Annotated in this window: 9 protein-coding genes and 3 pseudogenes; 8 read left to right on the top strand and 4 right to left on the bottom strand. The window is 61.1% G+C overall.

Features of this window, described 5'->3' with window-relative positions:
- Positions 1–106: 106 nt before the first annotated feature.
- From JN403_RS15175 to JN403_RS15145, 7 genes and pseudogenes are all read left to right on the top strand, one after another.
- Positions 107–1,428, top strand: a pseudogene (locus JN403_RS15175) (sugar ABC transporter substrate-binding protein).
- An 80-nt stretch (positions 1,429–1,508) separates the two neighbouring features.
- Positions 1,509–2,441, top strand: coding sequence for a sugar ABC transporter permease (locus tag JN403_RS15170; protein ID WP_205483032.1), 933 nt, complete (start codon positions 1,509–1,511; stop codon positions 2,439–2,441).
- 10 nt (positions 2,442–2,451) lie between these two features.
- Positions 2,452–3,285 carry a carbohydrate ABC transporter permease gene (locus tag JN403_RS15165; RefSeq protein WP_205483031.1) on the top strand — a complete coding sequence of 278 codons (834 nt, stop codon included), beginning with the start codon at positions 2,452–2,454 and terminating at the stop codon, positions 3,283–3,285.
- Between the two features lie 95 nt (positions 3,286–3,380).
- Positions 3,381–4,483 (top strand): annotated as a pseudogene (gene ugpC, locus JN403_RS15160) (sn-glycerol-3-phosphate ABC transporter ATP-binding protein UgpC).
- Between the two features lie 34 nt (positions 4,484–4,517).
- A complete protein-coding gene (locus tag JN403_RS15155; RefSeq protein ID WP_205483030.1) occupies positions 4,518–6,035 on the top strand; it encodes a mannitol dehydrogenase family protein in 1,518 nt (505 codons plus the stop codon).
- A gap of 8 nt (positions 6,036–6,043) precedes the next feature.
- Entirely contained in the window at positions 6,044–7,525 is a 1,482-nt protein-coding gene (gene xylB / locus JN403_RS15150; protein ID WP_205483028.1) for a xylulokinase, read from the top strand.
- A 32-nt stretch (positions 7,526–7,557) separates the two neighbouring features.
- Positions 7,558–8,493 carry a carbohydrate kinase gene (locus JN403_RS15145; RefSeq protein WP_205483027.1) on the top strand — a complete coding sequence of 312 codons (936 nt, stop codon included), beginning with the start codon at positions 7,558–7,560 and terminating at the stop codon, positions 8,491–8,493.
- Between the two features lie 911 nt (positions 8,494–9,404).
- Here JN403_RS15145 and JN403_RS15140 read toward each other — a convergent pair.
- Both JN403_RS15140 and JN403_RS15135 read right to left on the bottom strand, forming a co-directional pair.
- On the bottom strand, positions 9,405–10,019 hold the full coding sequence (locus JN403_RS15140) for a hypothetical protein (RefSeq protein WP_205483025.1): 615 nt from the start codon (positions 10,017–10,019) through the stop codon (positions 9,405–9,407).
- A 210-nt stretch (positions 10,020–10,229) separates the two neighbouring features.
- Complete coding sequence (locus tag JN403_RS15135; protein ID WP_205483023.1) at positions 10,230–11,258, bottom strand: alpha/beta fold hydrolase; 1,029 nt, start codon at positions 11,256–11,258, stop codon at positions 10,230–10,232.
- A 308-nt stretch (positions 11,259–11,566) separates the two neighbouring features.
- Between JN403_RS15135 and JN403_RS15130 the strand changes: the two are divergent.
- Positions 11,567–13,301 (top strand): annotated as a pseudogene (locus JN403_RS15130) (dipeptidase).
- A 68-nt stretch (positions 13,302–13,369) separates the two neighbouring features.
- Here JN403_RS15130 and JN403_RS15125 read toward each other — a convergent pair.
- A complete protein-coding gene (locus JN403_RS15125; RefSeq protein ID WP_205483022.1) occupies positions 13,370–13,675 on the bottom strand; it encodes a DUF1883 domain-containing protein in 306 nt (101 codons plus the stop codon).
- A 202-nt stretch (positions 13,676–13,877) separates the two neighbouring features.
- Positions 13,878–15,440 carry an alkyl hydroperoxide reductase subunit F gene (gene ahpF / locus JN403_RS15120; protein ID WP_205483021.1) on the bottom strand — a complete coding sequence of 521 codons (1,563 nt, stop codon included), beginning with the start codon at positions 15,438–15,440 and terminating at the stop codon, positions 13,878–13,880.
- Positions 15,441–15,546: the final 106 nt, after the last annotated feature.

The following is a 15,546-nucleotide window of genomic DNA, read 5'->3' as shown; positions in this document are numbered from 1 at the left end:
GCGCCCACAAGGCTGTAATCAACGCACATTCTTCCTGGCCTCCGGAAGAAACAAAAACAATAACCAAGCTTCTGACGTCCGTCTCGGCGCAGAAGAGGAGTGATAAATGAAGACCTCTGCAAATGTTCTCCTTGCCGGTACCTGTCTGACCCTCCTGTCCCTGTGCACTACCGCCACTGCCGGTGAAGTCACTATCGCCACCGTCAACAACAGCGACATGATCCGCATGCAGCGGCTGTCCAAGACCTTTGAAGAACAGCACAAGGACATCAAGCTCAAGTGGGTCGTGCTGGAAGAGAACGTGCTGCGTCAGCGCCTGACCACCGACATCGCCACCAAGGGCGGCCAGTTCGACGTGTTGACCATCGGCATGTACGAAGCCTCACTCTGGGGCGCCAAGGGCTGGCTCAAGGAAATGAACGATCTGCCTGCGTCCTACGCGCTGGACGACGTGTTTCCTTCAGTACGTGATGGCTTGTCGGTCGACGGCAAACTCTTCGCCCTGCCGTTCTATGCAGAAAGCTCGATCACCTACTACCGCAAAGACCTGTTCAAGGCAGCCGGCCTGACCATGCCGGAGCGTCCGACCTGGACGCAGATTTCCGAATTTGCCGACAAGCTCACCGACAAGTCCAAGGAACAGTACGGCATCTGCCTGCGCGGCAAGGCCGGCTGGGGCGAGAACATGGCGCTGATCACCACCATCGCCAACTCATTCGGCGCCCGCTGGTTCGACGAACAATGGAAACCGCAATTCGACCAGCCTGAGTGGAAGAACGCGCTGACCTTCTACACCAATGTCATGAAAAAGACGGCCCGCCCGGCGCCTCCAGCAACGGTTTCAACGAAAACCTCGCCCTGTTCAACAGCGGCAAATGCGCGATCTGGGTCGACGCCAGCGTCGCCGGCTCGTTCGTCACCGACAAGTCCCAAAGCAAAGTCGCCGACAGCGTAGGCTTCACCTATGCGCCGCACGAAGTGACCGACAAGGGCTCGGCGTGGCTGTACTCGTGGGCACTGGCGATCCCGACCAGCGCGAAGAACGACAAGGACGCGCGCGCCTTCACCGAATGGGCCACATCCAAAGAGTACGCCGCGCTGGTCGCCGAGAAAGACGGCGTCTCCAACGTGCCGCCAGGCACCCGTGCATCGACCTACACCGATGCGTATAAACAAGCCGCGCCGTTTGCCAACATCACCCTGGAATCCCTCAAGGCCGTCACGCCGAAAGCGCCTACCTTGAAGCCGGTGCCGTACGTGGGCATCCAGCTGGTGACCATTCCCGAGTTCCAGTCGATCGGCACCTCGGTCGGCCAGCAGTTCTCCGCGGCACTCGTGGGCACCTCCAGCGTGGATCAGGCATTGACCAACGCGCAAAGCGTGGCCGAGCGTGAAATGAAGCGCGCGGGTTACCCGAAAAAGGGCTGACACCCGCTGCTTGAGGCGGCAGGCGCCGATTGCCTGCCGCCACTGTTCACGCTCACGCGTTTGCCCGGTTCGGAGTCAACATGAACACCTCAACCCTCACCCCGCGCACCACAGCGGCCGACGGTCAATCAGCCGCCAAAGGCCGCGTCACCAAGCCCGGCTGGTTTCTGGTCAGCCCCTCGGTGCTGTTGCTGCTGGTCTGGATGATCGTGCCGCTGGGCATGACCATCTACTTTTCGCTGATCCGCTACAACCTCCTGAACCCCGGCGAAAACGAGTTTGTCGGGCTGGAGAATTTCGAATTCTTCGTGACCGACGCAGGCTTTTTGCCCGGCGCGCTGAACACGCTGTTGCTGGTTGGGAGCGTGCTGGCCATCAGCGTGATCCTCGGCGTATTGATCTCGGCGCTGCTGGAAGCCAGTGAGTTTCTCGGTCGCGGCATCGTGCGCGTGCTGCTGATTTCGCCGTTCTTCATCATGCCGACGGTCAGCGCGCTGATCTGGAAGAACCTGATTTTCCATCCGGTGTCCGGCATCCTCGCCTGGGTGTGGAAGCTGTTCGGCGCCCAGCCGGTGGACTGGCTGGCCAATTATCCGATGCTGTCGATCATCATCATCGTGTCATGGCAGTGGCTGCCCTTCGCGATCCTGATTCTGATGACCGCCATGCAGTCCCTGGATCAGGAACAGAAGGAAGCGGCGCGGCTGGATGGCGCCGGCCCGATCGCGATCTTCTGGCACCTGACCCTGCCCCACCTGGCGCGCCCGATCGCCGTGGTGGTGATGATCGAGACGATCTTCCTGCTTTCGGTGTTCGCTGAAATTTTCACCACCACCAACGGCGGCCCGGGCTTCGCTTCCACCAATCTGGCGTACCTGATCTACAACCAGGCACTGCTGCAATTCGACGTGGGCATGGCATCGGCAGGCGGTTTGATTGCCGTCGTGATCGCCAATATTGCCGCGATTATCCTGGTACGGATGATCGGCAAAAACCTCACCGACAAGTCTTGAGGGCAAGGTCATGATGACGCTCAAACAATCCCGTCGCCTGCAAAGTGCCCTGCTCGGCACCTTGTCGTGGGTGATCGCAGCGCTGATTTTCTTCCCGATCTTCTGGATGGTCCTGACCAGCTTCAAGACCGAGATCGATGCGTTCGCCACGCCGCCGCAGTTCATTTTCACGCCGACCCTGGAAAACTACCTGCACATCCAGGAGCGCAGTGACTATTTCCACTTCGCCTGGAACTCGATCCTGATCTCTTTCAGCGCGACGATCCTGTGCCTGCTGATCGCGGTGCCGGCGGCCTACTCCATGGCGTTTTTCGAAACCAAACGGACCAAGGGCACCCTGCTGTGGATGCTCTCGACCAAGATGCTGCCCCCGGTGGGCGTGCTGATGCCGATCTACTTGCTGGCCAAGACCTTCGGCCTGCTGGATTCGCGCATTGCGCTGATCGTGATCTACACGCTGATCAACCTGCCGATCGTGGTCTGGATGATTTACACCTACTTCAAGGACATTCCCGGAGAGATTCTCGAAGCCTCGCGGCTGGACGGCGCCACCACGCGCCAGGAAATCTTTCGCGTGCTGATCCCGATCTGCAAGGGCGGGCTGGCCTCGACGGCGCTGCTGTCACTGATCCTGTGCTGGAACGAAGCGTTCTGGTCGCTGAACCTGACCTCGTCGAACGCTGCGCCGCTGACTGCGCTGATCGCCTCGTATTCGAGCCCTGAAGGCTTGTTCTGGGCCAAGTTGTCGGCGGTGTCGACCCTGGCCTGCGCGCCGATCCTGATCTTCGGCTGGATCAGCCAGAAACAACTGGTCCGCGGGCTGTCGTTTGGTGCCGTGAAATAACGCAGAGCGTCAAGGACGGCGTCCCCACGCAGAGCGTGGGGACGATCCCGCAGTTGATGATTTCGACATTTTGAAGAATAAAACCGGAGCCCATCATGGCTAACCTGACAATCAGAAATCTGCAAAAAGGCTTCGACGGCCACCAGATCATCAAAGGCATCGACCTGGACGTGAAAGACCGAGAATTTGTGGTCTTCGTCGGCCCGTCGGGCTGTGGCAAATCCACCCTGCTGCGCCTGATCGCCGGCCTTGAAGACGTCACCAGCGGCAGCATCGAACTCGATGGCCGCGAGATCACTCAGGTGACACCGGCCAAGCGCGACCTGGCGATGGTGTTTCAAACCTACGCCCTGTACCCGCACATGACAGTTGGCAAGAACCTGTCCTTCGCCCTGGACCTGGCTGGCACGCCAAAGGCCGAGGTCAAGAAAAGGTCGACGAAGCCGCGCGTATCCTCGAGCTGGGCCCGCTGCTGGAACGCAAGCCCAAACAGCTGTCCGGCGGTCAGCGCCAGCGCGTCGCGATCGGCCGCGCCATCGTGCGCAACCCGAAAATCTTCCTGTTCGACGAACCCTTGTCCAACCTCGACGCCGCCCTGCGGGTGCAGACCCGACTGGAACTGTCGCGCCTGCACAAAGAGCTGCAAGCCACGATGATCTACGTCACCCACGATCAGGTCGAAGCCATGACCCTGGCCGACAAGGTGGTCGTGCTCAACGGCGGTCGCGTCGAACAGGTGGGCTCGCCGCTGGAGCTTTACCATCATCCGGCCAACCTGTTCGTCGCGGGCTTTCTCGGCACCCCGAAAATGGGCTTCCTCAAGGGCACCATCAGCCGCGTCGAAGCGTCGGCCTGTGAAGTGACCCTGGACGCCGGGACGAAAGTGCTGCTGCCCTTCACCAACGCGCAACAGAGCGTGGGCGATGCGGTGACCCTGGGCATTCGTCCCGAGCATCTGGAGCTGGCCAACGAAGGCGATTGCCAGTTGACCGTCATCGCCGACGTCAGCGAACGCCTGGGCAGCGACACCTACTGCCACGTGCGCACCACGTCCGGCGAGCCGCTGACCATGCGGATTCGCGGTGACCTGGCCAGCCAGTACGGCGAAACCCTGAAACTCCATCTGAACAGCGCGCACTGCCACCTGTTCGACGCTCAGGGCCAGGTCATCCGTCGCGCGCTGCAGGCCGCTGCCTGAGTCACCGCCCTCCACAGCATTCGGGAACACCGTCATGAAACTGAACAAGCAGAACCTCTCCAACCTGGGCGCCGGCATCGCCATCCCTGCCTACTCTCTCGATGAGCGTCGCCAGAGCATCGCGCACATTGGCGTCGGCGGTTTCCACCGCGCCCACCAGGCGTTTTACACCGATGCGCTGATGTCCCTTGGGGCGAATGAACGCAGTGGTGAAGGCCTGGACTGGGCCATTTGCGGGGTCAGCCTGCGCGAGGAAGACCGCGGCAATTTCGAAGCATTGAAGGGCCAGGACTTCCTCTACACCCTGTTCGAACTGGGCGACACCCCGGACACCGAAACCCGCGTGATCGGCGCCATGAGCCAGATGCTCATGTCCACCGACAGCGACCTGGCGCTGATCGACAAACTGGCCAGCCCGGATATCCGCATTGTCTCGCTGACCATCACCGAAGGCGGTTACTGCATCGACGACAGCACCGGCGAATTCATGAGCCACCTGCCACAGATCCAGTACGACCTCGCACACCCCGCCACACCAAAGACCGTGTTCGGTTATCTGTGCGCGGCGCTGACCCGACGACGCGCCGAAGGCACGCCGGCGTTCACCCTGATGTCCTGCGATAACCTGCCGCACAACGGCGCGGTGACACGCAAGGCGCTGCTGGCGTTCGCCCAACTGCGCGACCCGGAACTGCACGACTGGATCGCTGCAAACGTCAGCTTCCCCAACGCCATGGTCGATCGCATCACACCGATGACCAGCACCGCCCACCGCCTGCAACTGCACGATCAGAAAGGCATCGACGACGCCTGGCCGGTGGTCTGTGAACCCTTCGTGCAGTGGGTCCTGGAGGACAAATTCGTCAACGGCCGTCCAGCCTGGGAAAAGGTCGGCGTGCAGTTCACCGACGATGTGACCCCGTATGAAGAGATGAAAATCAAGCTGCTCAATGGCAGCCACCTGGCACTGACCTATCTCGGCGCCCTGAAGGGCTATCGCTTCGTCCACGAAACCATGAATGACCCGCTCTTCGTGGAGTACATCCGCACCTACATGGACCTGGACGTGACCCCGCAACTGGCGCCGGTGCCCGGCATCGACTTGACCGAGTACAAACAGACCCTGATCGAGCGGTTCTCCAATCAGGCGATTGCCGACCAGCTTGAGCGGGTGTGCTCCGACGGCTCGTCCAAATTCCCGAAATTCACCGTGCCGACCATCAACCGTCTGATCCTCGACGGCGGCAACATGGACCGCGCTTCGCTGGTGGTCGCGGCCTGGGCGCTGTACCTGCAAGGCAATCGCAACGGCGACTTCACCGGCGAGAACGGCGTGGCGTACACCGTCGTCGACCCGCGTGCGGACTTCTGCAAGGCACTGGTGGCCGACGACGTGCTGGTCACTCAGCGGCTGCTTGAAGTCGAAGAAATCTTCGGTGCGGCGATTCCCCAGTCCCCTGAGTTCGTGGCATCGTTCGAGCACAACCTGAACAGCCTGAAGCAGCTGGGCGTCAGCAAAACCCTGGAAAACCTGTTGGCGAAAACCGTCTGAGGTGGAACATGTTTCTCGGCATCGATTGCGGCACCCAAGGCACCAAGGCGATTGTTCTGGATGCCGTCAGCGGCAAGGTCCTCGGCGAAGGCTCGGGGGCCCATCACATGATCAGCGGCGCCAACGGGCGCCGCGAGCAGGATGTGCAGGAATGGCTCGATGCGTTCGAGCAGGCGACGGCGGCGGCGTTGCAACAGGCCGGGGTGTCCGGCGCGGACATCCAGGCGATCGGTGTGTCCGGGCAGCAACATGGCCTGGTCATGCTCGATGACTCAGGCCAGGTGCTGCGCCCGGCCAAGCTGTGGTGCGACACCGAATCCTCGCCCGAAAATGATCGCCTGCTGGCGTACCTGGGCGGTGAAGCCGGGTCGCTGGAGCGTCTGGGTATCGCCATCGCGCCGGGCTACACGGTTTCCAAGCTGCTGTGGAGCAAAGAGCAGTTTCCCGAGCTGTTTGCCCGCATCGACAAGATCCTGCTGCCCCATGACTACCTTAATTACTGGCTGACCGGCCGCAGCTGCAGCGAGTTCGGCGACGCGTCGGGCACCGGTTATTTCAACGTGCGCACCCGCCAGTGGGATCTCGACATTCTTCAACACATCGACCCCACCGGCCGGCTGGTCAAGGCGCTGCCGGAGCTGATCGAGGCGCATCAGCCGGTGGGCACAATTCTTCCTGCCATCGCCCAGCGGCTGGGACTCAACCCGAAGGCCATCGTCTCCAGCGGCGGTGGCGACAACATGATGGGCGCGATCGGCACCGGCAATATCGCGCCGGGCTCGATCACCATGAGCCTGGGTTCGTCGGGCACGGTCTATGCATTCGCCGACGCCGGCAATGTCAGCACGCAGCCGTCGGTGGCGACCTTTTGTTCTTCATCGGGCGGCTGGCTGCCACTGATCTGCACCATGAACCTGACCAACGCCACCAGTGCCATCCGCGAGCTCTTCGCGCTGGACATCGGCGCCTTCAACGCAGCGGTAGCGTCGTCACCGATAGGCGCCCAAGGCGTGCTTGTGCTGCCATTCCTCAACGGCGAACGCGTGCCCGCCCTGCCCCACGCCACCGGCAGCATTCTCGGGCTGGACAGCACCAACTTGACCCAGGCCAACCTGTGCCGCGCGGTGGTCGAGGGCACCACCTTCGGGCTGCGCTACGGTCTGGACCTGTTGCGCGACAGCGGCATTAAAAGCGATAACATCCGCCTGATCGGCGGCGGCGCCAAAAGCGCAGTCTGGCGGCAGATCGTCGCCGACATCATGGACACGCCGGTCATCTGCACCACTGGCACCGAAGCGGCCGCACTGGGCGCGGCGATTCAGGCGGCGTGGTGTCATTCCCACGCCGAAGGTGACGGTGAACCGCTGCAGGCGCTGACCGAGCGTTGCGTCAGCCTCGATCCGTCCAGCGAAACACGGCCGGTTCCCGAACACGTTGCGGCGTATCAAAGGGTCTATCAGCACTATCGCACTCAATTGCAGGGCCTCTGACGGACAGCCCCGTCGGCCTTTATGGAGCAACTATGTATCTGGTCTGTGGCGAAGCACTGTTTGATTTTTTCTGTCAGCCGGACAGCGGACAAAGCAACAAAGTGGGTTATCAAGCCATCGCCGGTGGTTCGCCATTCAACGTCGCGGTGGGGCTGCGCAGGCTAGGGGTCGATGCCGGGTTCTTCGCCGGGATTTCCAGCGATTACCTGGGCAAGCGTCTGATGACGGTATTGGCGGAAGAAGGCGTGCGCGAGGACTTTCTGGTGCATGTGGACGCGCCGACCACGCTGTCGATGGTCGCCGTGGGCGCGGACGGCTCGCCTCAGTACAGCTTTCGCGGTGAAGGCTGCGCGGACCGAATGCTGAGCGTCGAGCATCTGCCGACGCTGGACGACAGCGTGCGCGGCTTGCATGTGGGTTCATTTTCGCTGGTGGTGCAGCCGATCGCCGATGCGCTGCTGACGCTGGTCCGGCGCGAAAGCGGCAAGCGGCTGATTACGTTCGATCCCAACGTGCGCCTGAATCCGGCGCCGAGCATCGAGCTGTGGCGCAGTCAGGTGGCGAAGTTTGCCGAGCATGCGCACATCATCAAGGTCAGTGATGAGGATCTGGAGCTGTTGTATCCGCAGAAGGATGCGGCGGCGGTGGCCGAGGGTTGGCTGAAGGACAATTGTCAGTGGGTGATCATGACCCGCGGTCGTCAGGGCGCCACGGTGTTTACGCGGGCGCTGGGCACGTGGTCGGTGGCGGCGCGCAAGGTGGAGACGGTTGATACGGTGGGGGCCGGGGATACGTTTCAGGCGGCGTTGATTGCGTTTCTGACGGAGCGGGGTCTGGATGCGCCCTCTGCTTTGGCGGGGGTAGATCGCGAGACGCTGACGAAGATGCTGGAGTTTGCGGTGGCGGCGGCGGCGGTGACCTGTACGCGGGAGGGGCCGGATTTGCCCTATCGGGCGGAGGTGGTCTAGGCGTCTGGCCCTTTTCAGATCGAGATCAAGATCAAGATCAACAGCGTCTGCCTGGGGGCAGACTGTTTCGCCTTCGGCGAGTTACTTGGAAAAGCACTCCAAGTAACCAAGGGTGCTTGCTCCTGGTTGGGCCCCTCGTTCCTCGGGGTTCCTTCACTCCGACGACGCTCCGTGGGCCCGCGCCGAACGGACATCCATGTCCTGACGGCGCTCTCGCCGCATCCATGCGGCTCGGCCCACTCCGCGTCGTCTGCGTTCAGCCTGCACCCAAGTCGCGTTTGGCGGTGACTGGACTTTTTGCGTATGAAGATCAAAAGCGCTTTAAAACAGATCAACAGCTTACCGGCTGAAGTCGGTCCTACAGTCGGAGCCGGTGCCATTGACGGTACGCGGTGTGCTTTTTAGTGGGACCGGCTTTAGCCGGGAAGACGCCAGCTCAGGCGCCGACATTTTTGCTGATAGCCCCCCGTCCCTGTGGGAGCGAGCTTGCTCGCGAATGCTTTATCCAACACGCCAGATATCCGATGGATGTACCGACCCCTTCGTGAGCAAGCTCACTCCCACAAGTCCTTAGCGCTTAACCCGACCTCGATCTGCCTTTGATGTGCTCTTGATTTGCTTTTGATCTTCCTACGCAAAATGTTCAAACACCGCCAAACGCGACTTTGGTGCAGGCTGAACGCAGGTCTCGCGGAGTGGGTCGAGCCGCATGGATGCGGCGAGAGCGCCGTCAGGACATGGATGTCCGTTCGGCGCGGGCCCACGGAGCGGGACCGGAGTGAAGGAACCCGACGAAGTCGGGCCCAACCGAGAGCAGGCACTTTTGGTTACTTTTAGTGCTTTTTAAAAGTAACTCGCCGAAGGCGAAATGTCTGCCGTTAGGCAGACGCCCTTGATCTAAACAAGAACAATCAGGCCATTTCCGCCTTTGCCATGGCGATCCTGGTCTTCACCTCCTGCTCAGCCACCTGCTGATCCGTCTTTTGCTTCTGCAGCTCAGTCACCTGCTTGTCCACCGCCGCCTGCTCCTGCGGCGTCATCGCGTCGTATTCCTCCTTGCTGACCCCGGTCAATCGCTGCCGCACCTTCTCCGCGTCGGTCTGGTTCATGTAGGACAGAAACTGATCCTTCACCGAACCCGCGCCGTCAGAACCCGCCGTGCCATCGCTGGCCGCCAGTTCATCGGAGACGGTCTTGCTGACGCTGTCAGACGACGCGACCTGCTTGTCAGCACTGGACACAAACGCCGCAGCCGCTGCCGCCTTGTCATCATCCGTCACCGACGACGCGGTGGTGGCCGCCGCCGCTTTCAGATTCACCATCATCTTGGCAAACGACTCGTCATAGCCCTGCTTACCGTCGTTACTGCTTTGCGTCGCGCCTTCGCCATTGCTCGCAATCGCCGCCACGGGTGTGGCGGCGCCGGCCATGGCGCTGGTGTAGGCATCCGTGTCAGCCGTGGCGAAATGGGTGTGGCTCACCGCCTTCGACACGAACTGCTGGATGGCACTGTTGCCGATTAACATCTTTCACCTCCTGTTCAGGTTGTCCGATGTACCCCGACAGCAGCAAAACCGATGCCATACAGCGTTACCGAGCTGAAACGTACGCCAGCGGCGGCTTGCAGACCACGCGTCAAGCCGTGACGGGCCGCGTAATCGACAATGCTTGCCGTCTGCGGCAGATTCTCGCCGCCGGGTTGCCATACTGGCCAGGCCGCCACCGATAACGCCGACCTATTTAAGAAACGCCTTCACCGCCTCGTTCACCTTGTCCGCTTCACATGCCGGCGCCATGTGCCCGCAATCGCTGTTGAGCACCAGCAACTGAGCGCGCTTTTGAGCGGCCAACGCCTTGGAAGGCGCCGGGTCTACCATGCGGTCCTGTTCTGAGGTGATGACTAACAGTTGCGCCTTGATCTTCTTGGCCAGCGTGGCCATGTCGCCCTGGCGCACCAGATCGAAGGACGTCATCGCCTGCAATTGCCGGTACCAGTCGACCGTACTGAACGCCTGGCCACCTGTTGAGGCAGAAACACTGCCGCCAGGCGCAGGTTTGTTCCCCACAGGCTTGGCTGCAGCACGCTCCGGCGTCCACAGATAACCGTTATGTACCGCCGTGAGCTGCTTGAACACCGTGCCCGGCGCATAGTTGCCATCGTTCCAGCCGGGGGCCCGCTCGATGGCGGCGAGTTCCGCATTCCACGCCTGCAGATCGCGTTCGGTTGGGTGAGGCGTGCCGACGATGGTCACCACTTTGCTGGCAAAGTCCGGGTACATCACCGCCCATTGCAGGGCCTGCATGCCGCCCATGGAAATGCCGACGATAGCGTGGGCATGGTCGATGCCCAGGTACAGGGCGAGCAAGCGATGCTGCGACTTGACCATGTCGCGGATGCCGAACTGCGGAAACTTCAGGCGCGGCGCAACCGGGCTGTTGGACGGCGAGCAGGACACGCCGTTGCCAATGGCGTCCATCGCCACCACGTACCAGCGATTGGTGTCGACCAACTTGCCGGGGCCGATCATGTCAGCCTGATCGGACGTCCGTCCGGCCAGCCAGGTGGTCACCAACACGACGTTATTGCGATCTTCTGCCAAGGTGCCGTAGGTGCGATAACCCAGGTCACAGCGCGAGATCTTGCCGCCGGTCATGTTCACCGAGCCAATGTTCACGCGCTGCTGCTCTGCCCCCTGGCAAATGCCCACACTCATTAGAACCAGCAACGCACACAGCGTCCGGTCAGCGTATTGACGCAGTTTCATGGATTTCCTTAGAGGTAAGACCTTAATGGTTTGCGGCTACGGAAAACCATGTACATCAACACCATGCCGTCGCGCTGCGCCATCAGCGTAGTCGGTAATGTCAGACAGGTGAGGCCAATTCGCGCCTATTTTTTCAGGCCATTCAACAGCCTGAGTGATTTATGGTTGTGCGCCGCTTTTACCCGTCAAGGCGACAGATATCCGACTGAGGGCTCCCCCTGCTCCACAGGCGATGGTAGCGTGCGGTAGTTTCTGATCGAACGATCAGACATTTCTCTCAACATGCCTGCCAAGGAATGCCCCACCCAATGGACTTTTCGCTCAAGCAAATCGCCGCCGCACTGATGCTGGCCGGCGTATCCTCTTTCGCACCCGCCGCGTTCGCCAATCTCACCGCGCAACAGAGCGGCACGATTGTCGGCAGTTTCAAGGAAAACGCCGCTACGGATTTCCGCCAGTTCCTCAAGACCGTCAGCACCACCGACGTGGCCAAGGCTGCGGGCATCGAACCGGCGATCAACGCTTTCCTCGCCAACAAGAAGCTTTCAGCCGATCAGCAGAACGATATCCATCGCCTGCTGGGTATTTACGCGCGGGTGAAATACGGCAGCGCCGCCACCGAAACCCTGCGCGAACTGGTCGCCATCCCGACGTTTCAGACCGCTGGCGTCGCGCAGCACGACAACCCGGCGTTCATCAAGATTGCCGAAAAAATCAAAACCCTCGCTCAGTCGTTCAACCTGACCTTCCGCAACATCGACAACCGCGTGTATGAAGTCTCCCTTGAGGGCTCAAGCCCTGAGGTGGTGGGAATTCACGCCCACGCCGACGTCGTGCCGGTCACCCCGGAAAACTGGGTGCTGGCCGACGGCACTCGCCTCGATCCGTTCAAAGTGACCCTGATCGGCGACCGCATGTACGGGCGCGGCACCGAGGATGACAAGAACGGCATCGTCGTCGCGCTGTACGCCATGAAGGTGATCAAGGAAGAAAAGCTGCCCCTGGCGCGCAATTTCAAGCTGCTGATCGACACCACTGAAGAAACCTCCGGTGACGCCATTCCCTATTACTTCGAGCGCAACCCGACGCCGGCCTACAACCTGGCGCTCGACGGCAGCTACCCGGTGGTCATCGCAGAGAAAGGCTACGGCACGGTCATGGCCAGCTTCCCCGTCGCACCGCCGAAGGCACTGGCGCGGAAATCACCTCGATGACCGGCGGCATGGCGACCAACCAGATCCCGTCAAAATCGGTCGTCACGCTGGTCAGCGATCACCCCGCTGAACTGGCAGCCGAATTGCAGAAAGCCGGCGCCGATTACGCCCAGCGCAACGGCGGTAACTTCAAGGTCGACGCAGAAGTCGCGGGCAAGGACGTCAAGCTGACGGTCACCGGCGTCTCGGCCCACTCCTCCGAACCTGAATCAGGGGTTAATCCGGTGGCGCGGATGCTCGATTTCATCAACGGCCTAGACGGCAAAGTCGCGCTCAAGCACAACGCGATCACCGACGCCGCGCGCTACGCCGCTGACAACTGGGGCCTGGATTATCTGGGCGCAAAGCTGGGCGTTGGCTTCAGCGATGAGTTCATGGGCCCGCTGACGGCCTCGCTGACCTACGTGGCGATGGACGACAAAGCCTTCAAGCTGGCGGTCAACCTGCGCGTGCCAAGGGAAAAACACCGAAATCGCTGAAGGCGGAAATCGCTCAGAAGCTGACGGCCTGGACCCGGCAGAGCCACATCACGCCGGGCTTTGATTACTCGATCGCCGAGCCGATGTACCGCAATCCCGAGGGCGAGTGGGTCAAGGCGCTGCTGGCCGTCGCCACCGAGAACCTGGGCATGGAGCACAAGTTCGGCACGTCCGCCGGCGCCACGTCCGTGCATGAGCTGCCCAACGGTGTGCAGTTCGGCCTGGCCAAACCCGACGTCAAATACACCGGTCACACCGACGCCGAGTTCAAGACCACTGAGCAGTTTCTACTGGACCTGCAGATCGTTACCGAAATGATGGGCCGCATCGGTCAGCTGCCGAAACTCTGACCACCCGTTCCGGGTTCGCTGCAATGGCGGGCCCGGTTCATGGCGGTGCATGCGCAGCCATCAGAGTCTCAGTGCTGAAGCGTCGAACCTGTCCGGCGCACGATTTTGATCGAGTGTTTGAGGTTGGGCTTGCGCGTCACGCTGATCGCCCGCTGGGTGACCGTGTCGAGAGTGATGTTCCAGAAGCCGGTGCTGGGCACGACGATCTTCGCCGGAAAGCGGTCGAAGGCGCCGCCGTGATAAGTATGCCGACCGCCGTTCTTGAAACTGCGGAAGTTGGCGTCACTCATGAGGCGGATGTTGCAGGCGTTCGAGGACTCGATCACCACGATGTCGCCTTCATTCAGGTGTTCGCGTTGATGGATGAATTTCACGGGGTTTCCACGGCAGTGAATAAAAACGGGCGCGAGAATAGCACGGAGGCCCGCCCCTACAAGGCAGAGATGTCATGAACGCATAAGTGACAGACCCAAAAAACCTCATGATCGCTCATGAGGTTTTTTTGTTTCTGGCCATGGGTTCAAGGGTATGGCGGATGACGCCTTCCCGGCTGAAGCCGGTCCCGCTAATAAACCATTACGCCGGGGCGCTGGTGCGGATCAGGTGGTCGAAGGCGCTGAGGGAGGCTTTGGCGCCCTCGCCGACCGCGATCACGATCTGCTTGTACGGCACGGTGGTCACGTCACCGGCAGCGAAGATGCCCGGGATCGACGTCTCACCGCGTTGATCGATGATGATCTCACCCCGTGGCGACAGCTCGACGGTGCCCTTGAGCCATTCGGTGTTCGGCAGCAGGCCGATCTGCACGAAGATGCCTTCCAGCTCTACGGTGATTTCTTCACCGGTGAGGCGGTTCTTGTAGCGCAGGCCGTTGACCTTCTGGCCGTCGCCGGTCACTTCGCTGGTCAACGCGCTGGTCAAGACCGTCACGTTGGGCAGGCTGTGCAGCTTGCGTTGAAGGACCGCATCGGCGCGCAGGCTGGCGTCGAATTCCAGCAGGGTCACGTGGGACACGATACCGGCCAGGTCGATTGCCGCTTCCACACCGGAGTTGCCGCCGCCGATCACCGCGACGCGCTTGCCTTTGAACAGCGGACCGTCACAGTGCGGGCAGTACGCCACGCCCTTGTTGCGGTATTGCTGCTCGCCCGGGACGTTCATTTCACGCCAGCGTGCGCCGGTCGCCAGGATCACGGTCTTGCCTTTGAGCACGCCGCCGCTGGCGAACTTGACCTGATGCAACTCGCCGTTCTTGCCCGGAATCAATTGCTCGCCGCGCTGCAGGTTGATCACGTCGACTTCGTACTGCTTGACGTGCTCTTCGAGGGCAACCACCAGCTTTGGCCCTTCGGTGTGCTGCATCGAGATGAAGTTCTCGATCGCCATGGTGTCGAGCACCTGGCCACCGAAACGCTCGGCCGCCACCGCGGTGCGGATACCTTTGCGGGCAGCGTAGATCGCTGCGGCTGAACCGGCCGGGCCACCGCCGACGACAAGCACGTCGAACGCTTCTTTGCCATTGAGCTTCTCGGCCTGACGATCACCGGCGCTGGTGTCAATCTTCGTCAGAATCTCTTCCAGGTTCATGCGGCCCTGGCCGAACAGCTCGCCGTTCAGGTAGATGCTAGGCACGGACATGATCTGACGGTCGGTGACTTCTTGCTGAAACAGGCTGCCTTCGATGGCGACGTGCTGCACGTTCGGGTTGAGCACGGCCAGCAGATTCAACGCCTGGACCACGTCGGGGCAGTTCTGGCAGGTCAGCGAGAAGTAGGTTTCAAACTTGAACTCACCGGTCAGGCTGCGGGCCTGCTCGATGGTTTCCTCGGAGGATTTGGACGGGTAGCCGCCGACTTGCAGCAGCGCCAATACCAGCGAGGTGAATTCGTGACCCATTGGCAAGCCGGCAAAGCGCAGCTTGATGTCCTGGCCCGGGCTGTTCAGGGCGAAGGACGGCGTGCGTGCATCGCTGCCATTGGTGTCCAGGGTGATCTTGTCGGAGCTGCTGACGATGTCATTGAGCAGGGCCAGCATTTCCTGAGATTTTGCGCCGTCATCAAGGGACGCAATGATCTCGATCGGGCGAGTGATCCGCTCCAGGTAAGATTTCAACTGAGCTTTAAGATTGGCGTCCAACATGGTTCGGCTTCCTTCTTCACTTTCAGGGTCCGGATTCTGTTCAGAATCCAGCGAGTTCTACAAAAAAACGCCCGAGCGATAACCGCCCGGGCGTTTTTTGGGGGCG

This window comes from Pseudomonas sp. 15A4 (genome assembly GCF_016925575.1).
In the GTDB taxonomy this organism is placed as follows: Bacteria; Pseudomonadota; Gammaproteobacteria; order Pseudomonadales; family Pseudomonadaceae; genus Aquipseudomonas.
The sequence above is the reverse complement of the archived record's forward strand: the minus strand, read 5'-3'. Positions and strand labels throughout refer to the sequence as shown.

What these genes read in the sequence shown, in the direction of transcription:
- JN403_RS15170 (WP_205483032.1), top strand. Translation starts at nt 1,509, where the DNA reads ATGAACACCTCAACCCTCACCCCGCGCACCACAGCGGCCGACGGTCAA.
- JN403_RS15165 (WP_205483031.1), top strand. Translation starts at nt 2,452, where the DNA reads ATGATGACGCTCAAACAATCCCGTCGCCTGCAAAGTGCCCTGCTCGGC.
- JN403_RS15155 (WP_205483030.1), top strand. Translation starts at nt 4,518, where the DNA reads ATGAAACTGAACAAGCAGAACCTCTCCAACCTGGGCGCCGGCATCGCC.
- xylB (WP_205483028.1), top strand. Translation starts at nt 6,044, where the DNA reads ATGTTTCTCGGCATCGATTGCGGCACCCAAGGCACCAAGGCGATTGTT.
- JN403_RS15145 (WP_205483027.1), top strand. Translation starts at nt 7,558, where the DNA reads ATGTATCTGGTCTGTGGCGAAGCACTGTTTGATTTTTTCTGTCAGCCG.
- JN403_RS15140 (WP_205483025.1), bottom strand. Translation starts at nt 10,019, where the DNA reads ATGTTAATCGGCAACAGTGCCATCCAGCAGTTCGTGTCGAAGGCGGTG.
- JN403_RS15135 (WP_205483023.1), bottom strand. Translation starts at nt 11,258, where the DNA reads ATGAAACTGCGTCAATACGCTGACCGGACGCTGTGTGCGTTGCTGGTT.
- ahpF (WP_205483021.1), bottom strand. Translation starts at nt 15,440, where the DNA reads ATGTTGGACGCCAATCTTAAAGCTCAGTTGAAATCTTACCTGGAGCGG.